The sequence below is a fragment of the Isosphaeraceae bacterium EP7 genome, from assembly GCA_038400315.1.
Classification (GTDB): domain Bacteria; phylum Planctomycetota; class Planctomycetia; order Isosphaerales; family Isosphaeraceae; genus EP7.
Window position 1 is genome coordinate 6,648,256 of record CP151667.1, and the last position, 26,395, is coordinate 6,674,650.

23 protein-coding genes are annotated in these 26,395 nt (G+C 66.0%); 5 read left to right on the forward strand and 18 right to left on the reverse strand.

The window, feature by feature from the left end; all coding sequences use genetic code 11:
* Positions 1–93 precede the first annotated feature (93 nt).
* Complete coding sequence (locus EP7_RS26255; protein WP_463525212.1) at positions 94–1,443, forward strand: fatty acid desaturase family protein; 1,350 nt, start codon at positions 94–96, stop codon at positions 1,441–1,443.
* A gap of 309 nt (positions 1,444–1,752) precedes the next feature.
* Here the strand turns inward: EP7_RS26255 and EP7_RS26260 are convergent, their stop codons facing one another.
* The 3 genes from EP7_RS26260 to EP7_RS26270 all read right to left on the reverse strand — a co-directional run bounded on the left by EP7_RS26260 (position 1,753) and on the right by EP7_RS26270 (position 4,920).
* Complete coding sequence (locus tag EP7_RS26260; RefSeq protein WP_463525213.1) at positions 1,753–3,366, reverse strand: arylsulfatase; 1,614 nt, start codon at positions 3,364–3,366, stop codon at positions 1,753–1,755.
* Between the two features lie 20 nt (positions 3,367–3,386).
* Positions 3,387–3,863 carry a hypothetical protein gene (locus tag EP7_RS26265; RefSeq protein WP_463525214.1) on the reverse strand — a complete coding sequence of 159 codons (477 nt, stop codon included), beginning with the start codon at positions 3,861–3,863 and terminating at the stop codon, positions 3,387–3,389.
* Between the two features lie 70 nt (positions 3,864–3,933).
* Positions 3,934–4,920, reverse strand: a complete 987-nt coding sequence (locus EP7_RS26270; protein ID WP_463525215.1) for a DUF1559 family PulG-like putative transporter — start codon at positions 4,918–4,920, stop codon at positions 3,934–3,936.
* 412 nt (positions 4,921–5,332) lie between these two features.
* On the opposite strand from EP7_RS26270, the gene EP7_RS26275 reads away from it, so the two are divergent.
* Complete coding sequence (locus EP7_RS26275) at positions 5,333–6,229, forward strand: serine/threonine protein kinase (RefSeq protein ID WP_463525216.1); 897 nt, start codon at positions 5,333–5,335, stop codon at positions 6,227–6,229.
* A gap of 64 nt (positions 6,230–6,293) precedes the next feature.
* Positions 6,294–7,340 (forward strand): acetyl-CoA carboxylase carboxyltransferase subunit alpha, encoded by a 1,047-nt coding sequence (locus EP7_RS26280; protein ID WP_463525217.1) that lies wholly within the window; start codon positions 6,294–6,296, stop codon positions 7,338–7,340.
* 64 nt (positions 7,341–7,404) lie between these two features.
* Here the strand turns inward: EP7_RS26280 and EP7_RS26285 are convergent, their stop codons facing one another.
* The 5 genes from EP7_RS26285 to EP7_RS26305 form a co-directional block, all read right to left on the reverse strand.
* Positions 7,405–8,817: a M20/M25/M40 family metallo-hydrolase gene (locus EP7_RS26285; protein ID WP_463525218.1), complete on the reverse strand. Its 1,413-nt coding sequence runs from the start codon at positions 8,815–8,817 to the stop codon at positions 7,405–7,407.
* A gap of 180 nt (positions 8,818–8,997) precedes the next feature.
* A complete protein-coding gene (locus tag EP7_RS26290) occupies positions 8,998–10,752 on the reverse strand; it encodes a LysM peptidoglycan-binding domain-containing protein (protein ID WP_463525219.1) in 1,755 nt (584 codons plus the stop codon).
* Entirely contained in the window at positions 10,749–11,702 is a 954-nt protein-coding gene (rsmH, locus tag EP7_RS26295; RefSeq protein ID WP_463525221.1) for a 16S rRNA (cytosine(1402)-N(4))-methyltransferase RsmH, read from the reverse strand. The genes EP7_RS26290 and rsmH overlap by 4 nt, the downstream gene beginning before the upstream one ends.
* Before the next feature lie 344 nt (positions 11,703–12,046).
* Entirely contained in the window at positions 12,047–12,883 is an 837-nt protein-coding gene (locus EP7_RS26300; RefSeq protein ID WP_463525223.1) for an NYN domain-containing protein, read from the reverse strand.
* 184 nt (positions 12,884–13,067) lie between these two features.
* Positions 13,068–13,361, reverse strand: a complete 294-nt coding sequence (locus EP7_RS26305; RefSeq protein ID WP_463525224.1) for an RNA recognition motif domain-containing protein — start codon at positions 13,359–13,361, stop codon at positions 13,068–13,070.
* A 442-nt stretch (positions 13,362–13,803) separates the two neighbouring features.
* Here EP7_RS26305 and EP7_RS26310 point away from each other — a divergent pair, with 442 nt between their 5' ends.
* Together EP7_RS26310 and EP7_RS26315 are read left to right on the forward strand one after the other, a co-directional pair.
* A complete protein-coding gene (locus tag EP7_RS26310; protein WP_463525225.1) occupies positions 13,804–14,673 on the forward strand; it encodes a carbonic anhydrase in 870 nt (289 codons plus the stop codon).
* A 154-nt stretch (positions 14,674–14,827) separates the two neighbouring features.
* Positions 14,828–15,049, forward strand: coding sequence for a Trm112 family protein (locus EP7_RS26315; protein ID WP_463525226.1), 222 nt, complete (start codon positions 14,828–14,830; stop codon positions 15,047–15,049).
* Positions 15,050–15,394: 345 nt separating this feature from the next.
* On the opposite strand, the gene EP7_RS26320 is transcribed toward EP7_RS26315, so the two are convergent.
* The 10 genes from EP7_RS26320 to EP7_RS26365 all read right to left on the reverse strand — a co-directional run bounded on the left by EP7_RS26320 (position 15,395) and on the right by EP7_RS26365 (position 26,387).
* Positions 15,395–16,156: a hypothetical protein gene (locus tag EP7_RS26320; protein WP_463525227.1), complete on the reverse strand. Its 762-nt coding sequence runs from the start codon at positions 16,154–16,156 to the stop codon at positions 15,395–15,397.
* The gene (locus EP7_RS26325) at positions 16,149–16,421 is read right to left on the reverse strand and encodes a hypothetical protein (RefSeq protein WP_463525228.1); all 273 of its coding nucleotides are present in this window, start codon (positions 16,419–16,421) and stop codon (positions 16,149–16,151) included. The genes EP7_RS26320 and EP7_RS26325 overlap by 8 nt, the downstream gene beginning before the upstream one ends.
* 56 nt (positions 16,422–16,477) lie before the next feature.
* Positions 16,478–18,574, reverse strand: coding sequence for a hypothetical protein (locus EP7_RS26330; RefSeq protein WP_463525229.1), 2,097 nt, complete (start codon positions 18,572–18,574; stop codon positions 16,478–16,480).
* 16 nt (positions 18,575–18,590) lie between these two features.
* On the reverse strand, positions 18,591–19,307 hold the full coding sequence (locus EP7_RS26335) for a hypothetical protein (protein WP_463525230.1): 717 nt from the start codon (positions 19,305–19,307) through the stop codon (positions 18,591–18,593).
* Between the two features lie 21 nt (positions 19,308–19,328).
* Positions 19,329–20,045: a hypothetical protein gene (locus tag EP7_RS26340; RefSeq protein ID WP_463525231.1), complete on the reverse strand. Its 717-nt coding sequence runs from the start codon at positions 20,043–20,045 to the stop codon at positions 19,329–19,331.
* 7 nt (positions 20,046–20,052) lie between these two features.
* Complete coding sequence (locus EP7_RS26345) at positions 20,053–20,421, reverse strand: hypothetical protein (RefSeq protein ID WP_463525232.1); 369 nt, start codon at positions 20,419–20,421, stop codon at positions 20,053–20,055.
* 8 nt (positions 20,422–20,429) lie between these two features.
* Positions 20,430–20,987, reverse strand: coding sequence for a hypothetical protein (locus EP7_RS26350; protein WP_463525233.1), 558 nt, complete (start codon positions 20,985–20,987; stop codon positions 20,430–20,432).
* The gene (locus EP7_RS26355) at positions 20,965–21,246 is read right to left on the reverse strand and encodes a hypothetical protein (protein WP_463525234.1); all 282 of its coding nucleotides are present in this window, start codon (positions 21,244–21,246) and stop codon (positions 20,965–20,967) included. Before EP7_RS26355 ends, EP7_RS26350 begins: the two co-directional genes overlap by 23 nt.
* Before the next feature lie 19 nt (positions 21,247–21,265).
* A complete protein-coding gene (locus tag EP7_RS26360; RefSeq protein WP_463525235.1) occupies positions 21,266–21,682 on the reverse strand; it encodes a hypothetical protein in 417 nt (138 codons plus the stop codon).
* Between the two features lie 79 nt (positions 21,683–21,761).
* Positions 21,762–26,387 carry a hypothetical protein gene (locus EP7_RS26365; RefSeq protein ID WP_463525236.1) on the reverse strand — a complete coding sequence of 1,542 codons (4,626 nt, stop codon included), beginning with the start codon at positions 26,385–26,387 and terminating at the stop codon, positions 21,762–21,764.
* Between the last annotated feature and the right edge of the window lie 8 nt (positions 26,388–26,395).

Consider the following 26,395-nt stretch of genomic DNA (forward strand, 5'->3'; position numbering starts at 1 on the left):
GATCAGCGATATGTCTCAAGGATGAGACCGAGGTTGTCACCGCACGTCTCCCGTCGGGCAAGTCGAGGGGACGGTGTCGGGGGGATTTTGCTGATGAGCGTGATGAGCTGTCGACCCAGCTTCGACCAGACGGCCCTCCAGCAGCAGATCCGGCCCCTGAGGCGGGTTGATAACCTGACGAATCTGGCCTTCCTGGCGGCCGAGTATCTCACGCTGGCGACGGTCCTCGGCGGGGCGATCGCGTTCGCCGAGCTGCGCGCGGGGTGGGGACTGGCCTGGGCCTGGAACGTCCCTGTCTTCGCGATCGCCATCGTCCTCGTCGGCGCGATCCAGCATCGGCTGGCGGGCCTGGGGCACGAGGCCTCGCATTACACGCTGCTGCACAACAAGTTCGCCAACGACCTGGTGGCCGACCTCTTCTTCATGTTCCCGCTGGTCACCACGATCCACTTCTATCGCCTGTTCCACATGGCCCACCATCAGTACACCAACGACCCGGAGCACGACCCGGACCTGGTGAACATGGGCGAGGGAAAGCAGATCCACGACCTGCCCATGCCTCGTGGCCGGTTCGTGCGCAATTATTACTTGCGGGCGCTTCTGGGCCCGCTCTCCTTCCCCAAGTTCCAGTGGGCTTATTTCCACGTGAATTCGCTGGGAAAGGGGGGCAACGTCTACATGAAGCGGACCCCCGGCGGCGACGGAGACAGCGACCGTCCGAGGGTGGGGACCGTCCTCGGCTTCGCCTTCATCCTGGCATTCAGCGTCTGGACGCAGTTCCTGGCCATGACAGGACGGTCCGAGCTCATGGTCCCGTCCACCCTTGCGGCCATTGCCATCGGGGTTTTGGGCTGCTACCTGGTGCCGACTCGCTGGACCTTTCACTCGCCCTTCCGGCAAGCGTACTCGGCGCGCTTCGCGGGCGCGGTCCGGATCTCTTACTACATCCTCGCGCAACTCGTCCTGTTTGACTTGCGGATCGCCACCGACGGGCGGTCGGCCGTGTACTTCGTCGCGCTCTGGCTCGTCCCGCTGGGCACGAGCTTCTCGTTCTTCATGCTGCTGCGGGACACGTACCAGCACGGCAACGCCGACGACGGGCGGCTGACGAACTCGAGGATCTTCAACGCCGACCCGTTCACTCGCTGGGCGGTCTTCGTCTATGGACAGGACGTCCACGTGACGCACCACCTCTTCCCGGCCATCCCTCACTTCCGGCTCCGTCGGCTGCATGCGCTTTTGAAAACGGGCCACGCCGAGTATCAGGAGAAAGTGGTCGAGGTTTACGGGACATTCTCCAATGACCGCGGCCTGCCGACGATCCTGGACGTGATGACGACCCCGCGCGAGGAAGCCGGGTTCGAGGAGCAGGTCGGGCCGGCTTCGCTCCAGATGCCCCGGGCGGCCGGGTTCCGGGTCGGGGCCGAGCACGATGCGGCCTGAATCGTGAGGGAGTGCATTTCATGCATCTTCCTTCATGCGATTCGGCCATGCTGATCGGGCGTTCGGTCGTGGTATGAATTTCCGAATCCGTAGCCCCCGGCCGTAACGCCCATGAAACCCCTTGCCCAAGCGGTGCACGCCATCCGACCTGGCTTTTGTTCGGATCGCTCGGCCGGCCAGCCAATGCGTCGGCCGGCACGAACGTCCAGAACATCCGGTCGAGTCGAGACGTTCCTTGCCGGCTGACTTGGGTGCGATCGTCTCGCAGATTCGGGAGACCTGCCCCATGGTCAAGGGATCGATCGTCCCTCATTTCAAGGGAGATTCCCCCCGCGGTGCGGTCGCGCCTTGCTTGCGAAACTCCTCGTCCCTGCTCCTCCAAAGGTTGATCAATTCCTGGAGCTTCTCGGGACGCTGTGCCGCCAGATTGGTCGTCTCCGAGCGATCGACCGAGAGGTCATAAAGCTCCCACGGGGAGTTCTCGCCGGCTCCGACGATTTTCCAGTCGCCCGCCCTGAGGCCACGGTTCTTCTCGTGTCGGAAGTACAGGAACTCACGGCTCACGATGGCATCGCCGTCAAGCGCGGGAACCAGGCTCCGACCCGGCAACAGGGGGCGGGGCTCGCCGCTCCAGCGTTCGGGGGGGGCGACGCCGGCGAGTTCCAGGATGGTCGGCACAATGTCGACGAGGTGTCCCGGAGACGTTCGCACCTTGCCACGATCCTTGATCCTCGAAGGCCAGTGGGCAATCAATGGCGTCGCGATTCCCCCCTCGTGGTTCCAGGACTTGTGGAGGCGGAACGGCGTGTTGGCCGCCGTCGACCATCCCGGCCCGAGCGAAAGGTAGGTGCGTGCCGATCCCGGTGGGGCGGCCTGATCATGCTCGTCGCCACGAATGATCTGCTCGGCGCTTGCACCGTTGTCGGAGGCGAACAGGATCAAGGTGTCGTCGAGGACCCCCATCGTCTCGAGCTGGGTGATCACCCGGCCGACCTCCCGGTCGAGGCGGTCGACCATCGCGGCGTGGATCGCCATCTTCAGCGACTGGAGGTCTTTCTGCTCCTGGGTGAGCGATGACCAGGCGACGGCGTATCCGACCTCCCCTGCTCCGATCCGGCGCCGGAGTTCCGCCTCCTTGAGGTTCCACCCGGGGATCGTCTTCGGGTCACGGGCCGAGAGCTTCGTATCGAGCAGCCCCGACTCGCGCTGGCGCTTCCAACGAGCCTCGCGGATGACGTCCCAACCGGCGGTGTACCTGGATCGGTACCGATCGATATCTTCCGGCAGGGCCTGGACGGGAAAGTGGGGAGCGGTGAACGCGAGGTAGAGGAAGAAAGGCGACGTTTTGTGGTTCGTTCGGTGATCGGCCAGCCATTCCACCGCGTGGCCCCCAATGGCCGTGGTGGCGTAATACGCATCTGCCGGCCCGGGCTGCGGGAGCGGCCGGTCATCGAGCTGATGGTCTCGAGGGCTGAAGAAACGGTCCTGATCGGCCACGAGATAAGACCGATCGAACCCGCCGGCGAGGACCGGCCCGTCCACATGCCACTTCCCGGAGTGATACGAGCGATAGCCGACGGGCCTCAGCAATTCAGGGAGCAATGCCCCCCAGGCCGGACGTCGCCCGGCCGGGTCGCGGTTGACCTGCTGGGCGTAGTAGCCGGTCAGCAGGGCTGCCCGGGAGGGCCAGCACCGCCCTGTGTTGTAGAACTGGCTGAACCGAACCCCATTCGCCGCCAGCCGGTCGAGGTTCGGCGTGCTGATTTCACCGCCGTAGCTGCCGAGGTCCGAGTATCCGAGGTCGTCGGCGAGGATGAACACGACGTTCGGCCTGGCCGGGGCCGCCGGCGGAGCGGACAACGCCCGGCCCGCGGACGCAGCGGCGATCACGAGTGCAAGCGAGGCCGTCAAGGATCGCGACATCGAGTGTGCCTTTCGGGATCTCATCGGGACTGGAGGCTTCGGGTCCGCGTGCTGGCCGGGGGCCGCCTCTTCGGGACTTTCAGGTCGAAATCGAAGGAGTTCTCATCGTCGGCCTTGATCTCGACGTTCAGCCGGGAGTCGGCGTTATACTCCGCCGGCACCAGATCCTTGACCTTGTCGACCTTCTGAAGTTCGACCGGATCGTAGACTTGTTCATTCGTCGCCTGGATGCTGTTGATCTCGACGCGGTAGGGTCCGAGGCCAGGCCCGGCCGACTCGGGTATGGAGTACGCCCCGTCGACGACCTGTCCTACCGCTCCGGGCCCCTCGCGGAGCGGCACGAACCCGATCGTCCCCGTCGCAAGCGGTTCTCCGTCGAGCTTGACGGCGCCCGAGACGGGTCGCCTTGCCGCTTCCCACTCCGTGCCCCCACAGCCGAGGGCGGGCAGCGTGGCCAGCCCCATCGCGGCGAGGAGCCCGGCTCGAAATCCAAACATGATCAAACTCCCAGTCCATCACGGCGTCGCGGGCCTCGCACCTTCCCGATCTCGCGGCGAATCGGCCGGTTCAGTAGGCGTCCGCCGAGATGATCTCCCCGCCCGCCCTGGAACTCAGCCCGCCCCAAACTTCGAGGTTGACCGAGTTCTTGACGAACCGGACCGCGCCGTCGCACAGGAGCGAGTTCACACCCCCGGGGTGCCGGCTACGCGAGGTGATGAACTGGATGGAGAAGGCCCCCGGGTTGTTGACGCACGGGGCATTCCGGCCGGGATCGTCGCCGCAGGCACTCAGATCCGGGAGGCGGCTGTTGGGCCCCTGCTTCGTCGTCACCTGATAGCAGCCCCCGCCGTCGTTCCAGATCCGCCCTCGCCGGTCGAGCACCTGGGTCGCACTCCCCGGGGACAGGGCGACCGGTGTCGTGGTCTGAAGCATCTCGAGCATCGCCAACGTGTTCGTCGTCCCGTCGGTGATCTCCGCGAGCGATGCCCCGTAGCTCAGGAAAAAGGGCGATGCCCCGGTCGCTGAAACCGCCGACCCGACCGCCCCCTGAACGAGTAGGTTGTTCCGACCCCAGTTCGGCCCGTAGCTTCCCTTCACGTCGATCGGCGCCTGGTTCGGCCTGGCGAAGTAGACCTGCGCGTCGGACGGGCAATCGTAAACGTTGATCCGCATCATCCGTGTCGTGTCGTTCGCGGGGTCCTCGAAAAGCGCCACGGCGAAGTTGTAGGAGTTGAACAGGGTGAGTTGTTCGTAATAAGGGAGGAGCGACACGACGAACGGGTGTCGATAGTATCCCGCGGGGTAGAGCCCCGTCAGCGGATTCAGGCCCTGGGAACCCATCGGAAATCGATTGTTGACGTCGTGGTAAGTGTGCAAGGACAGCCCGAGTTGCTTGAGATTGTTGACGCAATGGATGCGGCGAGCTGCTTCCCTCGCCGATTGCACCGCGGGCAACAGTAGCGCGATCAGGACCGCGATGATCGAGATGACAACCAACAACTCAATGAGGGTAAATCCCCGCCGCCAACCGCCTGCTCGCGAATCCGCTCGCATGACCCGACTCCTGATGCCCACGACCCGGCTCGGCTAACTCGTAAGGGCGTTGCCGACAATTTTCGCCGAAGAGTGCGAGATAATCACCATGTCAATCGATTTTGTCAAGTACAAGGTCGCCGCGAAGCTTCGATGCTGAGGTGCGGCTGCAAGGTCTGGCCATTTGACTGCGATCATCTTCCCGGAAAGTCCAGGAAGGGGCTGAACGCATCGAAATGGGGCGAAGTACGACACAACCCCGATCCTGCGCCGTAGTAATTTGGCGGTTGGTCTTCCGACGCGGCCCGCCCCGCCTGGCATGCGTTGTCTGCGGGATCGGTCTCGGTTAAAATTCGTTGAAGGGGAGACCCGGTCCCGGCGAGTGCGGATCCCGCGACGTTCGGTGCCGATCCCCCGGATCGTGAGGTCGTCCATGGCGATGAATGCAAGCGTCTCCAACGAAGAGTGGATCGGCGGCTATAAGGTCGTCCGCACCATGCTCATCGGTCAGGCGACGTCCGTCATGGAGGTCGAGCAGCAGGCGACCGGCAAGCGGTTCGTCATGAAGCAGCTCCTGCCGTCTCGCGCGGGCGACGCCGACGAGCGCCGCAACCTGGCGTTCGAGGCCAGGCTGGGGACCGAGTTCCGCCACCCGAACCTGATCCGGGTCCACGAGTTCGTCAAGGACCCGGAGGGCGCCTACTTCGTGATGGATTACTTCCCGTCGTCGTACCAGCTGAGGCTGCCGATCGCCCGGCCGAGCGTCTATCCGCTGCCCAAGACGCAGCTACACCGGATCATCGAGCAGGCGGCGGCCGGGTTGGGCTACATCCACGACAAGGGTTGGGTCCACCGGGACGTGAAGCCCGAGAATATCCTGGTCAACAAGGCGGGCGAGGTCCGGGTCATCGACTATGCGCTGGCACGGCGCATCCCATCGGGCCTGGGCAAGCTGTTCGGCGGCAAGCCCCCCCGGCAGGGGACCAAGAGCTACATGTCTCCCGAGCAGATCCGCCGCGAGCCGCCGGCCCCCACGGCCGATATCTACAGCTTCGGCATCACCTGCTACGAGATCGCCTGCGGACGCCAGCCGTTCCGGGCGAACAGCGACCAGGAACTGCTGAGCAAGCACGTTCACAGCATGCCGATGCCCCCGACGAACCACAATCCGGCCATCACGCGCGAATACTCCGAGCTCGTGATGTCGATGATCGAGAAGAACCCGGCAGCCAGGCCCCCCGACCTTCGCACCTTCCTGTCCCGGTTCGCCAAGATCCGGATCTTCCAGGACGACCCGATGCCCCAGCCCATCGGCCTGGGGATGTACTGAGAGAGCGACCGAACCGGGCCCGCCGAACGAGCGACCCCGGCGCGGCAAGGATGAGGCCCTTTCGATGTCGACGAAGAACGAACACAGACTCCCGTTCGAGGCCCCCATCTACGAGATGGAAGCCCGCCTCGGCGAGATGGAGTCGATGTACGCCAGGACCAAGACCGGCCAGGAGACGCTCTCGGCGGAGGCCACCGAGCAGATCCGCCGGATGAGGCGCGAGCTGCTCAGCTTCAAGAAGACCGTCTACTCCAACCTCGACCCCTGGCAGACGGTGCAGGTCTCGAGGCACCAGAACCGCCCCCAGACCCGCGATTACCTGGAGCTGATCTTCGACCGATTCGTCGAGCTGCACGGCGACCGTGCCATCGGCAATGACATGGCGATGGTCACCGGCCTGGCCCACTTGGGCGACGCCAAGGTGATGTTCGTCGGCCACCAGAAAGGGAAGAACCTGGTCGAGCGCACCAGCTGCAACTTCGGCTGCGCCCACCCCGAAGGCTACCGCAAGGCGATGGTCAAGATGCGCATGGCCGCCAAGTTCGGCCTGCCCATCGTCACGTTCATCGACACCCCGGGGGCCTACCCGGGGATCGCCGCCGAGGAGCGTGGCGTGGCCGCGATCATCGCCGAGAACCTGATGGAGATGAGCCAGCTGGAGACGCCAATCGTCTGCGTCGTGATCGGCGAAGGGGGCTCCGGCGGGGCGATCGGCATCGGCGTGGGCGACCGCGTGGCGATGCTGGAGCACGCCTATTACTCCGTCATCAGCCCCGAAGGGTGCGCCACGATCCTCTGGAAAGACGCCAAGCACGCCGACAAGGCGGCACGGGCCCTGAAAATGACGGGCAAGGACCTGCTCGCCATGGGCGTCGTCGACGAGGTCATCGCCGAGCCCATCGGGGGTGCCCATCGCGACCATCGCGAGGCGGCCGCGTCGCTGAAGTCGTACCTCATCCGCTCGATCCGAGAGTTGAAGGACCTGCCCCGCGACCAGCTCCTCGACCAACGTTACGCCAAGTTCCGGCGCATCGGCGTCTTCGTCGAGGAGCAGGCGCAGGAATACTCCGGCGAACTCAACGGCCAGCCGGCCGAGCCGACCCTATCCTGAAACGGCGGCGGGCCCGGTCGCAACCCCGGGCCCGCATCCAGCCTCGAATCCGCACCCGAACGAATCAGGCCTTGGGCCTGAAAGTCCCTTCGGGCAGGGCCGCCAGGTTCTCGAAGAGGTGGGTGATCGAGGTCATCAGCTTGACCCAATCCCCTTCGTGCAGGCTCTCATTGGGGGCGTGGGGGTTGCTCTGGGCGTCGGAGATGCCGAGCAGGAGCGCGGGGACGTTGCCGAGCAATTCCGCGACCGGCCCGACGAAGCCGATGGTGCCGCCGGCGCCGATCGGCACCGGCTCTTTCTGGTAGCCCTGCCGGAGGGCGTCGAGCGCGGCGGTGAAGGCCGGGCCGGTCGGGTCGGTGATCCACCACGAGGCGGGCTTGTCTCGCTGGGTCACGCTCACCCGAGTTCCCCACGGGGGGTTGGCCGTGAGGTAATCGCGGACCTGCTCGAACGCCTCGGCCGGTTCCTGGTCGGGGACGATCCGGCACGAGACCACGGCCGAAGCCCTGGGAAGCACCTGGTTTGAGGCAGCCCCGATTGAGGATGCCTCCTGGGCGATGACGCTGATGGCCGGCCTGCGCCAGGTCGCCTCGTACCAATCCAGGCCCTGGGGGACGCCGAGCTGGACGCCCGGCAGGACGCCGAAGTCGCGCCGGACCTGTTCCTCGTCCCAGCCGATCCCGCGGATCGTCGCGCGTTCGGCTTCGGTCAGGGGCCGAACGCGGTCGTTGTAATGAGGGATCGGGATCGGGCCCTCGCCCCAGAAGAGGCGTGAGAGGACGACATTCAGGGCGATGGCGGCGTCGGCCAGGCCGCCGCCGACGAATCCGCTGTGCGACGGCGCCGTCGCGCTCTCGACCTCGACGAGCATCGAGAGGACGCCGCGGAGCGAGTACGTGATCGACGGCGTGCCGGTCTTGATGTTCTCGGTGTCGGTGACGACCATCAGGTCGGACCGGAGCAGGTCGCGGTTGGCCTTGAAGAAGCTGAGCAGGTTGGGCGAGCCGACCTCCTCTTCCCCTTCGATAATCACCTTCACGTTGACCGGGAGCCGACCGTCGGACTTCAGGAATGCGGCGATCGCGGCGATCTGAGCGACGACGCCCCCCTTGTCGTCGCAACTGCCGCGGCCGTAGAGCCTTCCCCCGCGTGGCGTCAGCTCCAAAGGAGGAGAGAGCCACTGGTCGGCGAAGTTAATCGGCTGGACGTCGTGGTGCGAGTAAAGGAGGACGGTGGGAGCCCCTGGGGCCCCAAGCCACTCGCCGAAGACGTAGGGATTGGATCCCTCAGACCGGAGGGTCTGGATGTTCTGAAGCCCGGCCGACTCCATCATCGAGGCGACCAGCTCTGCCGAAAGGTCGATCTCGGCCTGATGCTGGCCGTCGTTGCTGACGCTGGCAATCTGAACCAGGCGGGCGAGCGATTGGATGTGCTCGGCGTGATGCGCCTTCAGGTACTGGCGGGGCACATCCGACATGACCGGGAGTCCTCGGGCGGACCTCCCGCCATCGGCCACACCGACACGCGTCGTGCGACCTCCGCGAGTTCCGTTCCGCCGTCCGGATCCGATGGTAGGAGCGCCCTGGCCGACGGTCAAGATCCGAAAATCCGCGGAAGTCTTGCAAAGTCGACCACCAAGGCATGTCCCGGACACGGCTTACCGGTCGCGTGCATCCTCGGGGAGCTTGATCACCTGGCCGGCGACAACACGGACGTCGTCGCCCAGAAGATCGCGATTCAGGTCGATGATCTCGGCCGCGCGATGCGAGTCGCCGAGCTTCTTCTTGGCGATGCTTCGAAGCGTGTCATAAGCCCGGACGCGATATCGGGGATACTCCTCCTGATATTGCGGGTCGATCGGGTCGCGGTCTCCCTGGAGAACGGCCGCGGACCGGGGCCTGGGAGGAGCGATGGGCAGGGCGATCGCCTCGTCGGTCGCCTGTGTCGCGGACGCGACTCGCTTCGTCTTGGTCACCGGCCTGGCCGCGCCGCCCGCCTGCGCCAACGGCTTGCCCGCTGGGACGATCAGCGACCGGTCGAGCTGCTCCGGCGGGGGGATCAGGATCGTCTGGCCTTCAGTCAACTCGCCGGGCCGAGGGACCTTCGACCGGTTGGCCGACCAGAGGGCCCTCGAGAACCGGCCCGATCCATAATAGTTCTGCGAGATCGAGTCGAAGCTGTCGCCACCACGCACGAGATGGTGGATCGGTTGGACGCGCTCCTTCTTCAGGTCGTCCGAGGATTCAGCGAGCGAGGTGGCCGAGCCGGCGATGATGACACCGCCGCCGGCCGCACCGATCAGGCGATTCTTCGCGTTGGGCAGCGTCACCCAGGGCCCCTTGGGCTCGATGGAGGCGCGCGCAGGGAGGGCGACCGGCTCGGTCGATGCCGGTGTCAACGTGAAGACGGGAACGTCGGCGGAGGGCTTCGGCGCAATCGCCTCGGGTTGAGGGCTGGCCTTCACCTCGGGCGCAGCGGCGGGAGGAGGCGTGGTTGTAGCGAGAGCCGGAGCTGCGGCCGGCGTCTCGACCTCGGGGAGCGTGGAGGTGACTTGCTGGCTCGGCGCAGGCGGCACCTCCGCAGGGGCAGGAGGGGCCGGCTGTCCGGCTTGTTCGGGCGTCGGCAAGGCCGTCACGGCCGCGGGCTCGGGTTCGGCGGGCAGAGGATTCGCCTCGGCGACGGGCGGCAAAACGGGCACCGGCGGCGCTTCCGAAGCCACCGGGAGCGCACCGGCCAGGGGATCGGTCGGCGCGGGCACCGGCACCGGAGGTGCGGGCGGTTCCGGCGGATTCATGCCGGGTTCCGTGGGCGAGTTCGCAGCCACCGGCGGAGCAACGGCGGGCGTCGCGGCCACAGGGTCCTTCTCGTCATCGGGCGGAAGGGTCGGAAGCCCCGCGTCGACGGCCTCGGCCTTGGCGGAATCGGTCGGTGCCGTCTCGTTGGATGCGACCGGAGTCGGCGGAGGGGTCGGCGCCTCCTCGAGATTGGCAGTGCCCTCTACCGCAAGGCTCATGATCGGCGGAGGGTCGTTCGATGGCTGGCGGTTCACCTTGTCGAGGGCGGCGACCTCGATCGGCGATCCGTCGGATTTCTTCTTGACCGTTGGCGCCCCCCGGGGGTGCGTCGGGACGTCGCCCTTCTTCCGGTTGATCACCAGCACCGTGACGAGGACCAGGAACGAGAGGAGCGAAGCGATGCCGACCCGCGTCTCCCATCGGCCGGGCAGGGTGAGTCGGCCCAGGCTCAGTCGCCCCCGCGAGGGCGGAGCGTCGACCTCGGGAAGGTCGGCGTCGGGGAGACGGTCGGCCGAGGAGACCGCGACGTCGTGCGATTGAGCCAGGTCGGAGTCGATCGGCGTGCCTAGCCCGGAGCCGAACGAGTCGAGCGGCGCCTGGGACTCGTGATCGTTCAACGGCCGATCCGACCCGCCGTCATGCGGAGGCTCGGTGGCGTCGGAGGTCCAATGAGATTCGGACATCGCTCGGCGGCCCTCAGTTTAGCGCTGCGAGACCGGGGGTTGGCGGCCAGTTCCTCGGGCGTCGCGGTGACGGGCTTCCGAGTCAAAGGGATCAGGTCGCGGTCGTCCCGGAAGGCTTCCTTGACCCGCCGGTCTTCCAGCGAGTGGAAGCTGATGATCGCGGCGCGGCCCCCGGCCTTGAGCAAGTCGGGGAGTTGTGCCAGCACGGACTCCAAGTGTCCCAGTTCGTCGTTGACGGCGATCCTGAGGGCCTGGAAGACTCGGGTGGCGGGGTCGATCGGGCCCCACTTCCCCGGAACGCTCTTGCGGACGACATCGGCCAGCTGGACGCTGGTCTTGAACGGCTCGATACGCCTGACCTCGACAATCCGCTTCGCGATCCGTCGGCTGTGCCGCTCTTCCCCATACTGGAAGAAGAGGTCTGCCAGTTCGTCGGCCGAGAGTTCGTTGACCAGGTCGGCGGCCGTCTGCCTGATGTCGGGGCCGAATCGCATGTCGAGCGGACCGTCTGCCCCGAAGCTGAAGCCCCGATCTGTCCAGGCGAGCTGGTCGGAGGAGAGCCCCAGGTCGAGAAGAATGCCGTCGACCTGATCGATCTGGAGGTCATCGAGGACCTTGCCGACATCGGAATAGGCGGACCGGACGAGATTGACGGGGAGGCCGAGCGTCGAGGCTTCGGCCAGTGCGAGCATCTCCGGGTCACGGTCCAGACCGATCACAAGGCCGGTCGGGCCGACCAAGGCCGCAAGGGCCGCAGCATGCCCCCCGGCCCCGACGGTCCCGTCGACCAGGACGGCACCCTCGCGGGGCGCCAGCCAGGCGACGACCTCATCGAGCAGGACGGGCCGATGCAATGGGATTGGAGACGCCAGATCGCCAGGCAAGGCCAGCTCGTTTCAAGGTCGGAGGAGGTGCGTCGAGGTGAAGAGACGGGCAGCCCGGACTGACTCCGGCAGGTCCGAATCTATCCGACTGGCCGATGCTGTCAAGGTCGGCCGGGGTGGTCGCCGACCTCGCCGGGTGAAACCCAGCGACGACCTTCGCCAGTGCCGGGTCCGGCCGTCAATCGAAAATGCCCGGCATGTGGGGCAAACCCGACCGAATCCGCGTTCGTCCACGGGGCGGGAGGACGACCTCCCGAGATTTCATCGTCCCCGGCGTTGCTGCCGGGCGATGCTGGGGCGGGGCCCAGGGCTGTCTCCGACGATCTCAGCCCCTTCGGCGGGCTTCAGTGAGTCTTGCGAGCCTGCGGCTGCCCTTGCCTGGGCGAGAGAGAGGGCTTGGGGCTTTCGCGCTCGCCGAAGCGGGTCACGACGTAGGTGCCGCTCTTGTGATTGCGCTCGATGTCGATGACGCCCTCGTTGTCGGCAGCCTCGAGCATGTGGGTGAAGCTGCGGAAGCCGTAGTAGCTCTCGTCGAAGGACGGCTTCTTCCGCTTCATGGTGTCCTTGATCATCGACGCGTACAGGAACTCGTGATTCTCACGCCTCAGGGCGCTGCAGGCATCGATCATCAGCGAATAGAGCTCGCGTTTGCGCTCGGGCAAGTCGGCGTAGAGGTTCGTGACGAGCTGCTGGTCGTCTTGCTCCTGGCGCTCGAGGTCTTCGTAATAGATGAACTCGTCGCAATTGTCCCGGAGCAGTTCAGAGGTCGAGCCCTTCATGCCCAGGCCGATGACGTGCTTGCCGTTCTCCTTGAGCTTGGAGACGAGCGGCGAGAAGTCGCTGTCGCCGGAGACGATGACGAACGTATCCACGTGTGGCTTGGACCAGGCCAAGTCCATGGCATCGACAACCAGGCGGATGTCGGCCGAGTTCTTGCCGGTCTGGCTCCGCTTGGGGATCTCGATGAGCTCAATGGCCGCCTCGTGGAAGGGGGCCGTATAGGCCTGATACCGACTCCAGTCGGCGTAGGCCTTCTTGACGATCAGCTTGCCCTTCTCGACCAGCCGTTCGAGGACCTTCTGGATCTCGAATTTGGTCTTGCGCTGATTCTGGAAACCCATGGCGAGGTTTTCCAGGTCGATAAATACGGCAAGGCTGCGATCCCGATCGGTGTTCGCCATGGACGTCACGTCGCGCCTTGCACGGGAGAGGGGATGGGAATATCGAGGCTGGGGCCTCGGGTGAAAGCCCCCGAGGTTTTATGACGAAGCCGACGACACCAGAAACGATGCCGGCCGCAATCTCGCCCCAACCTCGGGGATTTCCGCGGACGACTCGGCGAACCAGGACCGATCCCGATCCGGCTCAGCCGCCGACACCGTACCAGCCGCCGCCCGCATACATGTCGCGGACAGTCCGGCGAGGGCGGGACTCGTTGACCTTCAAGGCTCGATCGCGATGATCGCTATTATTCAGGGCCGTGATGGCAGCCTGGGCCTCATCGCCATTAGCCATCTCGACCAGGCCGAAGCCGCGGGACTGGCCGGTGCGGGATTTGACCTGCACTTCAGCGAACGTCACCGCGCCAAAAGGCTCGAAGAGGGCCCGGAGGTCGTCCGAAGTCATTGCGTAATCGAGGTTCCCGACGTAAATGATCATGAGCGGACTGAACTCCTGGATCGATGGCGACACGCGACCGGCGGCCCGCCTGCGCGATCGGACTTCGGGCCCGGTCGACCGATAGGATGGGCCGCGTCATCATCGCAGAAGCCCGGCCGATCGATACGGGGCCACCATCTCCGCTCGCTTAGCCCGGCGTCTCGCCATGACCTGGGCCGGGTGCATTCCCTGCGGGCGCGGATGGGTCTCTGATCTGCCGTGCAACGCCGTGACAGGTCGATGCGCCTTCGGCACGTCCGGTCAGTATAACGGCAGCACCGCTCGACCGCCAGCATACTCCTCGCGCTCTTTCTTCTCCGCGAGCCGAGTCCGTGCCCCCAACGGTCCCTTTCCCTGCGCCGTCGATGGTATTCACGGGGTCTCGCGAGTACCATCGTGCGCGATCCGGGCGAGAGTTGAGCGTCGAGGGCACATCACGACCATGCTGGACATCATCTACCGGTACGACCCACGCTGGGGGCTCGAGCGACTCTTGCCGGTCGACGCCGCGGATGCCCGCCGGATGCTGGAGCAGGGCAACCGCGAATTCGCCCAGATGGTCGAATTCGACAAGGGTGATGAGTCGACGACGACGCGGATCGTCCCCATCGACCTCGAAGAGTTGGGCGTCGCGCCCGCGGACGGGACGGCCCCACTGCACTCGCCCTTCGCGGTCGTGCTGGGATGCTCCGACGCGAGGGTGCCGACCGAGTTGATTTTCCACCAGTCGTGCAATGACATGTTCGTCGTCCGGGTGGCGGGCCATGTCCTGGGCAGCGAGTGCCTTGGGAGCATCGACTACGCGATCGGCACGCTGGCCGAGAGCCTGAAGGTTGTCGTCGTCCTGGGCCACAGCCGATGCGGCGCGATCACGGCGGCCGTCGACACGTTCCTCGCGCCGGCGAACTACCTCTCTTACTCGAACTCCCACCACCTCCGCTCGATCCTCGATCGTCTCCTCTCCACGGTCCAAGGGGCCGCGAAGACGTTAGTCGGCATCTGGGGCGATTCGGTGGTCGAGAGGCCCGGGTATCGCGATGCACTGATCGAGATGTCCGTCACGCTGAACGCCGCTGTGGTCGCCCACACACTCCGGCGAGAATATCCGCAGCAGGGCGATTCCAGGATCGAGGTCGTTTTCGGTGTGTACGACCTTGTGACTCGCAAAGTCGGGGCACGGGGCCTCGCGGACGAGGCCGAGGAGGGCGACTCACACCTGGGAGATCCGCCCGAGAACCTCGCCGAGTTCCTGGTATTCTCCAGCCGCCTCGCACGGCACCACACCATTCGCAAACTCCTGGAACTCGATTAACGAAAAAACGGGCTAGGTGGGCTTAGCCCACCCAGCCCGTGCCGGTGTCGAACGAATTGATCTGATTTTGCCAGGGTGGGCCCCCAGAATACGGGCGACTCGTACCGGTTCGCGAACCCATCCCAGGCCTCGAGCCATTTCGGAGCCGACGATCATGATTAATGAGCAACTCCTGTCGCTACTCGTTTGCCCGATGGGTAAAGCCCCACTGAAGCTCGAAGGAGATCAACTCGTCTGCACACGATGCGGGGCGCGATTCCGCATCCAGGACGACATCCCGAATATGCTCATCGAGGAGGCCGAGTTGCCGGAAGGGTGCGACACACCGGCCAACCTCGTCTGTGCGCGCGAGGGGGCCGTCAAGAGCCGCCCATAAGCGAGTCTCGCTCGGAGATAATCGACGTCATTGTGCAGACAATACAGTCCCTGAGAATGACACTGCCGCTCTTCTCACCACGACCTCGGCTGCACTCATTGAATTCCGAGCACCCACATCCGGGCTGCTCGGGATGAGGGAGCGTCATCCCTCGATCTGGGCATCGACCGATTCGTGCGAGGATTATCCCGAGATCGATCGGTTCGGCGATTCGGGGGAGGACGGCCGAGGCCGGGGGGGCCAGGAACCGCCCTGGATCTCCCCCCCGCGATGCCGCGAGCACACAGAGACGAGGGATCGGCTCGCCCAGACAGGCCCCGACCCCGATGGGGCATTCAGCGCATTTCATTGGGTCACGACTACCGATGATGTCGGGTCGCCTCCGTCGTAAACCCGGCCATTCAGGAGCATCATCGGCGAGCAGACGTTTCCCGCCGCAGAGAGCGACCATCGATAGCGGATATCGTCCTGATACGGCGAGACGTAGGTGGTCGTCGGGAAGAGTCTCCGAAGCAGATATGCACCTGGCTCGCAGGCAAGGTAGTAGCGGAACGCGTCGCCCGTGATCGCGTCGGTGAAAGTGCCCGGGCTCAGATGGATAGAGTCGGGGATCTGGAGGCTCTGGAATACCGGTGGTGTCGGCCCGTAGACGAGCGGCGTCGACTGGAACATGCCATTCTGGGCAGAGGGATGATTGCTGACCATCTGGAGCACCGCGGGCGTCGTCAAGCATGGGCAGCCGACGATTTTGATTGGCGCCCCGGAGATCGGCTGGCCGGAGGTCTTCTCGGCGACCCATCGATTGCCGATGAATCGACAGATCAGGTCGTCACCCAGGATCGGGGCGGTCCTCCCGCAGACGTAGACCAGCACCGTCGTCGACGAATCCACCGAGAGGCTGGCGGTCCCCGACTCCACTTCCTGCCCCTTGACCGAGACCGGGTTGACGCTGAAGTAGCATCCGATCGAGGTCGGAACCGTCGGCTTGCCGACGACCCTGCCGACGAAGGATGGCTGCCCCGACGACGATGGCGAAAGGAACCTCGAAGCCTGCGCCGCCCTCGCGTCGATTCCGGCGAGAAAGCGACGTCGATCGTCATCAACCATCATAGCGGAAAACCCAGCGGGCCCCAGTGAAGGTTGCGACCACGGTCGTCCCCGACGCGGGCACTCCCGCGCCGAGGTTGTAGGCGAAAAAGGTGGCCGGAGCCGCGGTGACGCTCCCCTGCCCCCCTTCCGTCTCCTGCCCGAGCACGAAGAGCGGCTCGAGCGCATAAAATCGAGAGGCCGACGTCGGATATGCGACCAGCGTCTTGGTCCGGCCGACCACGCTGGGCATCCCCTGGAGCGTATCGCGCCGGAGGCGAGTCATCCTGTCGGACTGGTCGGCATTACGAATACGGAGGCGTCTCAACTCGTCAGTGTCTATCATCGGCCGGTCCCTCGCTGGTCTGACAGCCTCAGGATCGTCCTCTGCCCGGACTGGAAGTCCCAGGTCAGGCCGACGACCATGGGGTAGGAATCTCCCTCGTCGGCGGGGGCGCCGGCGTTCGTCTTGAGCGAAAGTTCTCGCCCTCGGATGCTCCGGATCCGGTCGCCGACCCGGTAGGCCCTGGTGAAGTAAGGGATGATGACCTGGCCGGAGACCTCGCCCGCCTCGGTCGTCATCCGCCGCGCATCCGCCTCGGTAAGGGCGGCCCTGGTGTCGTCGCGAACGACGACAGCGGTTGAGCCGGGATTGAACTCGCTCTTCGCCGCCTTGACGTGCTTGGCCAACCGATCTCGAGCGTCGATCCGCCTGGTAATCGTGTAGGCGGTCGGGCTCGTCGGCCGCCTCGGTGCGTTGGCGGAAACAGTCCGATCTCCCTCGATGACACAGGTCAGGCGCAGCACAAATCGACGAAACGCCGATCCGTTAAGGTCCTCGATTCCCCGGACCATCCCCAGGGGGTATGGCGCGTTGGGTACTTTCGATGCGCCGATGTTCCAGGCGTTGGGGTTCGAGGCGTTGATCCAGACGCCGAGTTGGTCGGAGAGCAGTTCGAATCCTCCGCCGACCGTCTGCCAGGTCCCCGTCCCGTCCCAGAGTCCCGGCTGAGTCCCAGAATAGTTGGTCGAGATGGAAAGCTTCGCCCTCAATGGCCTCTGCTCTGCGTCGACCGTGAAGAGGTCGCCCAGCGGGGGCCTGCGGCGGCTGACATACCCTTTCGACGAGCCGGTGGCACGTCCGAAGAGGGCCGACAAGGATGGCACGGTCTTGACGATCGCCGAGGTCGCCCAGTTCCAGTGTCCTTCCCCCGTCTCGTCGAAGACGAACAGCCGATACTTCAGAGGATTGCCCACACCCAGGTCGAACTGCGAGAGGGAGGCGTCAGAGTTGGCATCGGCAGGGTCGAGCGCGAACCCAGGAGCCAGGATGAAACTGGCCTCGTATCGCACGAGGCCCGATTCGACGGTGTACGAATTCGCGACATTCGACGTATCACGAGAGAGCCTTGCCTTGGCCAGGTTCGTCAGGCCAGGATCGAACAGTCCGCCCCTGGGTTGGAGGGCAAGATCCTTGACGCTGGCCTCCGAGTCGTCGTTGGTCCGGATGACCTCGAGCGACGTGCAGGGGGTACCATCGCCGCTCGTTTCGGTGCGAAAGATCAGGCCGAAGCCGTGAGGCTCGAGGATGTCGCGCAAGGCGATCGGCCAAGGCTTGCCCGTCACCGGGACATCGGGGACGAAAATTGATTGATTCCGATAAGTCTGTGTATCGGACGAGTTGAGCGTCGCGCCGTTGGACGACACCCTGACCTGGAGCATGGCATCGAGCGTATCGCTATCGGGATTGCTCACATACGTCTGTGTCCCGTTCTGACGATAGCAGAGGTACCTGGCGGCCATGGACAGGGTCCAGGGCCGCCGCGGGTCCGGGTCCCTGATGACCGCCGGATCGAGAAAGGTCGAATAGCGATTGCCGGATGGGTCGCTCGCATCGGCCCCGTCCGGGGTCGCATTAGGCTCGCCCTTGGGATTGAAGTGCGTGACCAGGTCGGTCTCGACATCCTCCCCGTTGATGGGATCATTGGCGTCTCTCATGAGGGCACCGCCGACCGGCTGATCCCACTCGCGTACGGCCACGCCCTGAACGACGAATGTGACCGACTCCTGCACTGGGCCTAAGACAAGCTCGGGCACCTGCGCGAATCCGTCGAAGAGCACGCAGGGATTGCCGTCGGGGTCGACCGTCAGGATGACGAGTCGCTCGTCGTTGGCGACGACCCCCGAGGGGCCGCCGTCGACGCTCAAGATCTGCTCGAACGAGATGGGGTCGTCCGGATTCCCCAGAGGGTCGAGGACGTAACGCAAGATGGCCAGGCCGGGGTCGGCGCCGGCGGCAAGCTGGATCGACTCGACCTGGACGTTCGGAAGGATCTCGTAGGGGGTCGCATCCCCCGGCCGATACCGGAAGACGCAGACCCGGTTGGCGCCCCGCGACAGCGGCACGCCGGACTGCTCGATCGTTCCCGACGATGCCATCATCTGACCCTTCTCGTTAGCTGTTCATCAGCCCGTGCCGCTTCATCGCGGCGACCAGGGCGTTGACCGCGGCCACAAGGGACGCGAAGTTCGAATTCAAGATGACCTGCGAATGTGTCGTGCCGACGTTGGCAACCGTCGCTCCGGCCACGCCGGTCGTTGCGTCAATCAAGGCGGCCAGCGTCGCAGCCTGGGTGGCCGGTGTCGCCCCGAAGAATGAGAGAGTACGTGCGATCGGGTCGACGGCCAGGACCGGCAGCGAGTCGGTCGGATTTTTGACCGACACGGCACCCGTCAGCTGGCCCCCGGCGGTCGGCAGGAACCCACCGGAGGGGGATGCCGTGGCACACTGGACCCGCTCGTCGACGATCGAGCTAACCGATGCGGCGAGCGTGGTGACCGTCGCCAGTCGACAGTGCGAAGTCGTCGGAAATTGTGCACCGAATGCCGGAATCCCGGCCGAGTCCAACCAGATGGCGATGGTCGACGACGCGGGGAGTACGAGCGAATTGCTGCCCGCGAAAGTCTTGAGGCTACCATCGGCCCCCGCGTAAGCGCCGGGAGTCAGGCGAACTCGGAGGGACGAGCTCGGCTCCTCGGTCGTAGCCACGGCAAGGTGCCCGAGGGCCGCGGACCGATCCAGTCGGTCGGCGTTGGCATTCAAAGCGTCGTGCCAGTTGCGGTCGGCGAAGGCCGGTTTCTGAAGCCGGACATTGTCGGTGAAGGTCGTCATGGTCGGAGGCCTCGATTCCGGTCAAGCCGATGGGCTCGGCTGCCAGGACAGTGTGGCCACTCGCGAGGCCGCACCGGTGTACATGTAAGTCAGCGAACCCCCGTCCAGGCCGCGGGCGGGCGGGCGGGGAGGGGCCTGGATCGTCACGCTCGCCGGCGTGGGCACACCGCGCTCGTCGCCGGAGTGGTCGTAGGGGACGATCGCGAACGACCAGACGCCCGATGCGAGCGGCTCGCTCTGCCAGGCATAACGGCCCGCGCTCCGGCCGAAGCCCCCCTGGCCGAATCCGCCCAGGCCGAAACCGTCGGCGACCCAGCCCCCCGGATAGGCCGGTACCGAGCCGACGAGGTTGGTGAAGTCGACAGGCTGGCCCGGGCGCATCGATCCATAGATACGGAATCCGCGGATGTCATCCTGGCCGCTCGGGTCGAGATACGTCCCCCCGAGCCACGACAGGCTGGCCCATGGGCTAGTTCCCGGCGAGGAGGGGAGCTGTCCCGAGAGGTCCTGGTTGAAGTCAGACGGGTCGACTTGAACGACGTCGACCCGGGACACCCTGCCCGCTCCCCCCGCGGGTAAAGGGGCCTGGCAGCGGCGCCCGCGGCCCTGCCAGACCAGCCGACGATCGAGATAGACCTGGAACAAGGCCCCGGGCGGAGACTGCGACGACCAGGAGACGATAAGGTCTCCACCGGCCTGGTCGAGGGCCAGGTCGATCACGGCGGTCGGAAGGATCATGGAGGGGTCACCTCAGGTGCAAGAGGCGGGCCCAGTAGGGCTGCAGGTAATAACCTTGAACGGAGCGGAGCACGCGACCGGTGGGGCGGAATGCGTCGAGGCAGACCCCGTCCCAGGAATTGGACGCGCTGTCCACCAGCGTTCGCGCGACCCCGTCGTTCAGCGACCGAAATGTCGCCTCGACCGAGCGAAGCGACGCCACGGAGTTGCCGACGAGGAGCCCGACCACCTCGGTCTGCCTACCTCGGCGGCCTCCGTCGATGAACTCCAGCCCATCCAATCCGAAATACTCATTGACTTGACGAGACCTCTGCAGGTCGGTCGTGGTCATCGTGACCGAGATGCCGAAGATATTCATTCCGCCATAGCTGGGCATAAGTTTATTCACACGAGCGATTCGAGGTGGATCCGCTCCTCCGCATCCCGGCAGACATCCGCGAAGTCGGCCAGCGGGATGGTCCGGCCGGTGGCGGAAAGCACGGCGAGGAGTGGCGACAAGTCGCCGGCATCGATGGACACGCCCCCGAGGCCGTTGGCCTGGAGCGACGCGCGGGCCCATCCGGTGAACGAGGCCACGCCGGGCCGGGCACCGAACAGCGATTCGACAAGGGTAGCGGCCAGCGCCCTCATCGGCGGCCCCGGCGGTACGGCGACGAGCGACTCGGCCTCGGCCTCGGAAAGGTCATAGTTAGGCCGAAGCAGGCTCCGTGCAGCGACGCGGATCGTCCGCGGGTCGATCGGCTCGCCCAGGACGAGGCCGTCGAAGATCCGGTCCAGGGCGTCGTCGACGTCGGGCTCGGACAACGAACCACGGTCGCCCATGAGCCTCGGCCGTGCCAGCATCCATTCGCCCCCGTCGGCCAGGAGGACGGGTGTCCCCCGGGCCTTCGGGAGCCGGCGTCCGGCCTCGCTCAATGCATCAGTCAGGCTTGATCGTTCCATAAAGAACTCCGTCGCCCCGGTCCAGCCAGTCGTAGCGAGGCTGGCCGGCCAGGGGCGAGTGCGTCGGGTGGAGCAGCGTGTCTCCGCCCTGGGGGCTCAGGAAATGGCCGGTCCCCTGCTGGCGGATGAACATCGCACGGACTCCGAGCAGGGGTGCAAACTCCCGGTCGAGGCGAGACAGTCGCTCGCGGGACGAGCCCTGCCCCGGGTATCCAACGGGGACCATCACGGCGGCCACGCGGCTGATTTCGTTATCCATTTGCGGTCGCTCCGATGGCTTACGAGGCTGCGCTGGCCGAGAGCGGATTCGTGGTCCCGTCGGCAGAGAAGGCGACGAACGTGAGGATCGCCTGGCCGAAATTGCGGTGATCGCCCGAGGTCGCCTGCGACGCGATCACGGCGTTGCTCAGCGTGTAGGTGATCGCCCCGGAACCCGAGCCATTCCTGGCATCGTTATGCGTCGCGGTCAGTGTACCCACCGTGCCGATCGCATTGGCTCTCGTCGCGGCGATGTCGGCGCAGCGGATCGTCACCGTGGGCTCGGACATCTCGGAAACGATCGTCGTCGGGTAACGGTCCCCGTCGCCCGAGAACTTCGCCAGCGTCCCGCCGGCTTCGATCTTCAGCGAAAGGACCCCGGTGTACGTCGTCGCGGTCCCTCCGCTCGGGGTGAAGGTCACGTTCGTCCAATTCATGTGTCGCTTGGTCGCGGGCATTGTCAAACTCCAGGCCCGAGGCGGGGCAGTCCGTGCAAGACCGCCCCGCCCCGCGCGATTAGGCGGGCAGGTTCAGCGTGACGGAAGAGCGATTGCCGGCATTGTCCGTAGACGCCGTGATGCGGGTGGGCGCGTTGTTGCCACCCTTAATCACGACGGTCCCAGTCCCGGCCCCGCTGAGCGTGCCGGCCGAGGCGGCCAGGATCGGCGAGATCGCCTGGCGGATGTTGATCCCTGGCTCGATGGTGACGGTGTCAAGGCCCGCCGCCGCCAGGGCGAAGCCCGATTTGTTGGTCACTTCGCCGACCGTCGGAACGATCGCGCCGTCGTGGCTTACGGCGGCGAGGATCACACGGCCCGTGGTGTCGGTCTTCAGCCGATTCTGGGGGGTGGAGAGCACCAGCGTCGCCGGATCCTGTCCGGTGGCGTAGCCCGAAACCGTCACACCGCCGGCGACCGAATAACCCACCTTGTCGAGCACTGTCCCTGCCGACACGCGGCCGTTGCCGTCGGTGGCAAGTTTATTCGACGGGGTGGCGAGGATCAGGCTCGCCGGGTCCTGACCGGTCGCATAACCGCCGATATTGACGCTGCCCGCGACGGCCACCGGAGCGGTGACCGATGCCACTGCACCGCCCGCGAACGTCGAGTAGGTGCCGCTGGCCAGTAGGTTGTCGAGCTTGGAAAGACGCGTGGCGTCGAACTTGCCGTTCACCGCAGTCGACGCAGCCGTCGCGGAGGCAACGGACGTATCCAGCGAGTTGAACCGGGCACCGACGGCGACGTCGAGATTGTCAAGCTTCAAGGCTCGGGCGGAGGTGAAACCGGCCGCCGTGAGACCGGCGCCGACGGAGGTAGAGACGCTCGAAGGGGTCGCCAGAGTCGAAGAGGCGACGTCGAGGTTGTCAAGCTTCAAGGCACGGGTCGGGGTTAGTCCCACGTTCGTCAAGGCAGCAGCCGGATCGACATAGGCCGCAGTCGTGACGGCCTGCCTGGGATCGACCAGGCCGTAACCGAGGGTGACCGACGGGGAGTCGGAGTTGTAGAACCGGACCCCGCCGACCAGGGTGGCGTCGAGGCCGGTGTAATCCCATCGGTAAAAGCCATTGCCCTTGTCGGTGAAGCCGGTCGAGATCGGGCTGCCGATGTCGGTGTCGGTGCCCGACCCGTCGGCCGACTGCGGCTGGGCGCGGAGATTGGCCAGGATGCCGGCCATGCCGTTGCCGAGATTCAAACTCGCCTGGATTCGCATGATGCCTTCCCTCGGGGTGATGCCGCCGCCTTCGAGGGGGGCGTTGTAATAGGTGGTGGTCAGCAGCGTGGTGAGGGCGGACTGCTTGGCGCCCGGGGCCTGCCCCTGGTACTCGAGGGCGCCGAACTGGTTGCCCGCGCCGGTGGACCCGAACGACTTGTAGTGGTTGGCCAGGATGAACCCGGCCGCGTCGAGCATCTGGTAATAGGACAGGTAGCAGTCGCCCATCCTCGGGTCGCGATTCAGCTCGAAGTAGAACGCGGCCGCGGCCGGCCCGGCGACCGACGCGAGGTGCTGGCCCGACTCATAGGCGGCGATTCGCAGGCCGTTGGGCGTGATGTACTTGGCCACGAATGCGGCCATGAGCTGCGGGAACGCGCCGGAGCCTGGGCCGATGACCATCGCGTTCAGGGCGGCGAAGCCGGCGGACATCGTCCGATCCGAGAACATCCAGATCCGCGCGCCGCCGTTGCCGGGGGACGTGGTCGCCGTGGCGGCGGGGGCGCCGGTCACCGGGAATGTGAATGTGTTGGCGTCCACCACGGTGATCGACCTCGCCCCGCGGCAGCTGCCGGTGACGGCGCCTCCCGAGACGGTGTCGTCCACGCCGGCGACGAACCAGACCTGGCCGGTCGTCAGGCCGTGGCCCGGGCAGGTCGCGGTCGCCACGCCGCCGGCGCTGGTCAGCGAGATCAGCTCGCGGCCGCCGAACGCCCCGCTGTAGCCCCCCCGGATCGTGCCCGACGTGGTCGCCGGCGTGGCCGGGGTGCCGGCCACCTCGAAGGTGATGGTCGTCGAGGTCGTCGAGAGGACGATGTGATCGCCGTTGTACTCGGCCTGATCCGCCCCGGCGATCCGCATTGCCACGCCGAACGAGACGTTGTGACCGATGGCCGTCGCGGTGGCGATGTTGCCCGAGCGGGTGATGCTCGTGACGTTGAACCCGAGGGCACGCACGCCCAAGGAGACCTTCATCCCGTCGGTCGTGCCGGTCGCCGTCGCGGCCGGGCTGCCGGGCACGGCGTAGGTGAAGGTCGTCGTCGTCGGGGCCGAGAGGACGGTGAAGCCGCCGTTGTACTCGACCTGGTTGACGCCGATGATCCGCACCGTGTCGTTGGCGACAAACCCGTGGGCGCCCGAGGTGGTGGCGGTGGCGATCCCGCCAGCCGAGGTGAGCGAGTTGACGACCCGGGCATAGCCCGAGACGCAGTTCTCGTCGATGTCGGCTCCGCCGCCGGCGTTGCTCTTGAAGTAGGGGGCGACGGCGAAGACCTCGTCGCCGGTGAAGACGCCGCCGTTGTCGGCCTTGTACTGGGCCAGGATCGCGGCGTTGTAGGCGCTGTCGACGTACCAGCCACCGATGACCGGCACGAGACGGCTGCCCATGATGGGCCGCATGATCGCGAAGATCTGCTGGTAGCGGCGGCCCATCCAGCGGGCGGCCGAGTCGTCGGACTGGGGGTAGCCGGAAACGCTGGCATTGGAGACGATCTTGCGGAACCGGATCGTCTTGCCGGGCGCCGCCGCGATCGGGACCGATCCGACCATGTCGGTCGGCAGATCTCGCGTCGAGGCGGGGCAAGCGTAGATCGCCAGAGTCGTGCCGGACGTGACCTTGCCGGCACGCCAGATGCCGTTGGCACGGACGTCGGCGCAGCCCGAGAGGACGAAGTAATCGCTCTCGACGAGCCCGGTGCCGGCGGCCGAGAACGAGCCGGCGTAGGTGCCGGTCCCCATCGTGAACTGCAGGCTGCCGACGTCGATCGGCATCACCTTCGCATCATTCTTGTAGGCGAGGATGTGATGATCTTCGATCGCGACGGCCGGCGACGCGGGCGAGCCCGAGACGGTGAACGTGACCGCGAGCAGGTCGGTGACGCCGGCGACCGTGAACGTCCCGTTCCAGCCCTGGTCCGTCGCGCCGGTCAACATGATTGAGTCGCCGACGATCAGGCCGTGGCCGGTGGCGAACATCGCCCCGGTGGCGGGTGTGGCGGGCGAGTTTGCCACGTTGAGCGTGAACGTGTTGGCCGTCGGGATGCCGGTGACCGTGAACGTCCCGTTGTAGTCGGCCTGATTCGCGCCGCCGATGTTCACCAGCGAGCCAACCGACAGGCCGTGCAGCGGGCAGGTGACCGTGGCCACGGAGCCCGAGCGGGTGATGCCCGAGACGTACCGGCGCAGGCAGGAGACGCCCCAGGTGGCCGTCGCGGTTGTGCCCGACCGGGTCAGGCTGGCGAGGCCGTCGGTCTCGCGGGACCAGCGGGCGATGGCCCAGTATTTGACCCAATAGTTCCAGTTCCAGACCTCGAGATTGTGCTCGACCCAGACCTTGAGCCGGGGGTCGAGGGTGTCGAGGAAGTAGGCGGCCAACGCGGCGATCGAGGCGTCGGTCTCGCGGTGTGTGGTGTTGTGCCAGAGGTCGCGGCCGATCTCGTTGCAGAGCTGGACCTCCTGCTCGACGGGCATCGACCGGCCGCTGTTGTAGCCGAACAGCTGCGTGTTCTTCGATCGGTCGACCCACTCCGCCTTCATCGGCGGGCTGGACTGGCTGTTGACGTTATTGTCGGCCGTGCGGATGCAGGCGAACGGCAGGTAATACGCCAGATAATCGGGGTGGTGCAGGAAGTAGGTCGGGTTCGACGCGTTCTCGGCGTAGAGCTGGACGAAGGTCTTGCCGCTGTCCGGGTCGGAGCCGGGCATGATGAACCGTGCGTCGTACAGCGGGGCGGCCGCGTTGGACGCCGTGAGGGTGATCAGCCAGTTCTGATCGACCGCGATCGTCGGCATGGCCAGCGTGGGGGAACTGCACGCGCCGTCCACGAAGGCGAACGTCTTGGTGTAGGCTCCGGCCGTGACGGCGAGCGTGCCGGTCCCCTTGGCGGTCATGGTCCAGGTGCCGGCCGGCGTGGCCCGGCTGGACTTGTAGACGACCCGCATCGACTGGTTGGCCGCCAACCCGGCCGGATAGCCGGTGTCGCGGCCGGAGACGACGTGGTTGGCCGCGAGCGGGGAGGGGCCGTCGTTGACCCAGACCGACGCCCCGTTGCGGCTGACCAGGCTGCCGGCGTCGCAGATGACGTCGGTCGTGCCGTAGAGGGCCACGCCGGTGAGGATCAGCTTCGTCGAGCCCTTGACCGTGGTGTAGGCGTACCGCACCGAGCCGCGCGACACCCCGCCGTTGGTCGTGCCCAGGTCGCGCACGGTCAGCAGCCCGGTGGAGGGGACGCCGGTGTAGCCCGGGTCGTCGCTCCAGACGCTGGGCGTCGCGATCGTCAGCAGGTTGTCGCCGACCGCGTGGGCCGAGGCGAGCGTATCCGACATCCGCGAGGTGTCGAGCCCGCTGGCCTGCCGCGCCAGGATGTCGGGCGAGCAGGTCGCTGGGTCGTAATAGGAGAGCTGCGAGAGATGGGTGCCAATTTTAAGTGCCATGCAAGTCT

What these genes read in the sequence shown, in the direction of transcription:
- EP7_RS26260 (WP_463525213.1), bottom strand. Translation starts at nt 3,366, where the DNA reads ATGTCGCGATCCTTGACGGCCTCGCTTGCACTCGTGATCGCCGCTGCG.
- EP7_RS26325 (WP_463525228.1), bottom strand. Translation starts at nt 16,421, where the DNA reads ATGACTCGCCTCCGGCGCGATACGCTCCAGGGGATGCCCAGCGTGGTC.
- EP7_RS26315 (WP_463525226.1), top strand. Translation starts at nt 14,828, where the DNA reads ATGATTAATGAGCAACTCCTGTCGCTACTCGTTTGCCCGATGGGTAAA.
- EP7_RS26310 (WP_463525225.1), top strand. Translation starts at nt 13,804, where the DNA reads ATGCTGGACATCATCTACCGGTACGACCCACGCTGGGGGCTCGAGCGA.
- EP7_RS26350 (WP_463525233.1), bottom strand. Translation starts at nt 20,987, where the DNA reads ATGGAACGATCAAGCCTGACTGATGCATTGAGCGAGGCCGGACGCCGG.
- EP7_RS26255 (WP_463525212.1), top strand. Translation starts at nt 94, where the DNA reads ATGAGCGTGATGAGCTGTCGACCCAGCTTCGACCAGACGGCCCTCCAG.
- EP7_RS26330 (WP_463525229.1), bottom strand. Translation starts at nt 18,574, where the DNA reads ATGGCATCGTCGGGAACGATCGAGCAGTCCGGCGTGCCGCTGTCGCGG.
- EP7_RS26305 (WP_463525224.1), bottom strand. Translation starts at nt 13,361, where the DNA reads ATGATCATTTACGTCGGGAACCTCGATTACGCAATGACTTCGGACGAC.
- EP7_RS26300 (WP_463525223.1), bottom strand. Translation starts at nt 12,883, where the DNA reads ATGGCGAACACCGATCGGGATCGCAGCCTTGCCGTATTTATCGACCTG.
- EP7_RS26270 (WP_463525215.1), bottom strand. Translation starts at nt 4,920, where the DNA reads ATGCGAGCGGATTCGCGAGCAGGCGGTTGGCGGCGGGGATTTACCCTC.
- EP7_RS26345 (WP_463525232.1), bottom strand. Translation starts at nt 20,421, where the DNA reads ATGCCCAGCTATGGCGGAATGAATATCTTCGGCATCTCGGTCACGATG.
- EP7_RS26280 (WP_463525217.1), top strand. Translation starts at nt 6,294, where the DNA reads ATGTCGACGAAGAACGAACACAGACTCCCGTTCGAGGCCCCCATCTAC.
- EP7_RS26285 (WP_463525218.1), bottom strand. Translation starts at nt 8,817, where the DNA reads ATGTCGGATGTGCCCCGCCAGTACCTGAAGGCGCATCACGCCGAGCAC.
- EP7_RS26335 (WP_463525230.1), bottom strand. Translation starts at nt 19,307, where the DNA reads ATGACGACCTTCACCGACAATGTCCGGCTTCAGAAACCGGCCTTCGCC.
- EP7_RS26355 (WP_463525234.1), bottom strand. Translation starts at nt 21,246, where the DNA reads ATGGATAACGAAATCAGCCGCGTGGCCGCCGTGATGGTCCCCGTTGGA.
- EP7_RS26320 (WP_463525227.1), bottom strand. Translation starts at nt 16,156, where the DNA reads ATGGTTGATGACGATCGACGTCGCTTTCTCGCCGGAATCGACGCGAGG.
- EP7_RS26340 (WP_463525231.1), bottom strand. Translation starts at nt 20,045, where the DNA reads ATGATCCTTCCGACCGCCGTGATCGACCTGGCCCTCGACCAGGCCGGT.
- EP7_RS26275 (WP_463525216.1), top strand. Translation starts at nt 5,333, where the DNA reads ATGGCGATGAATGCAAGCGTCTCCAACGAAGAGTGGATCGGCGGCTAT.
- EP7_RS26265 (WP_463525214.1), bottom strand. Translation starts at nt 3,863, where the DNA reads ATGTTTGGATTTCGAGCCGGGCTCCTCGCCGCGATGGGGCTGGCCACG.
- EP7_RS26365 (WP_463525236.1), bottom strand. Translation starts at nt 26,387, where the DNA reads ATGGCACTTAAAATTGGCACCCATCTCTCGCAGCTCTCCTATTACGAC.
- EP7_RS26360 (WP_463525235.1), bottom strand. Translation starts at nt 21,682, where the DNA reads ATGAATTGGACGAACGTGACCTTCACCCCGAGCGGAGGGACCGCGACG.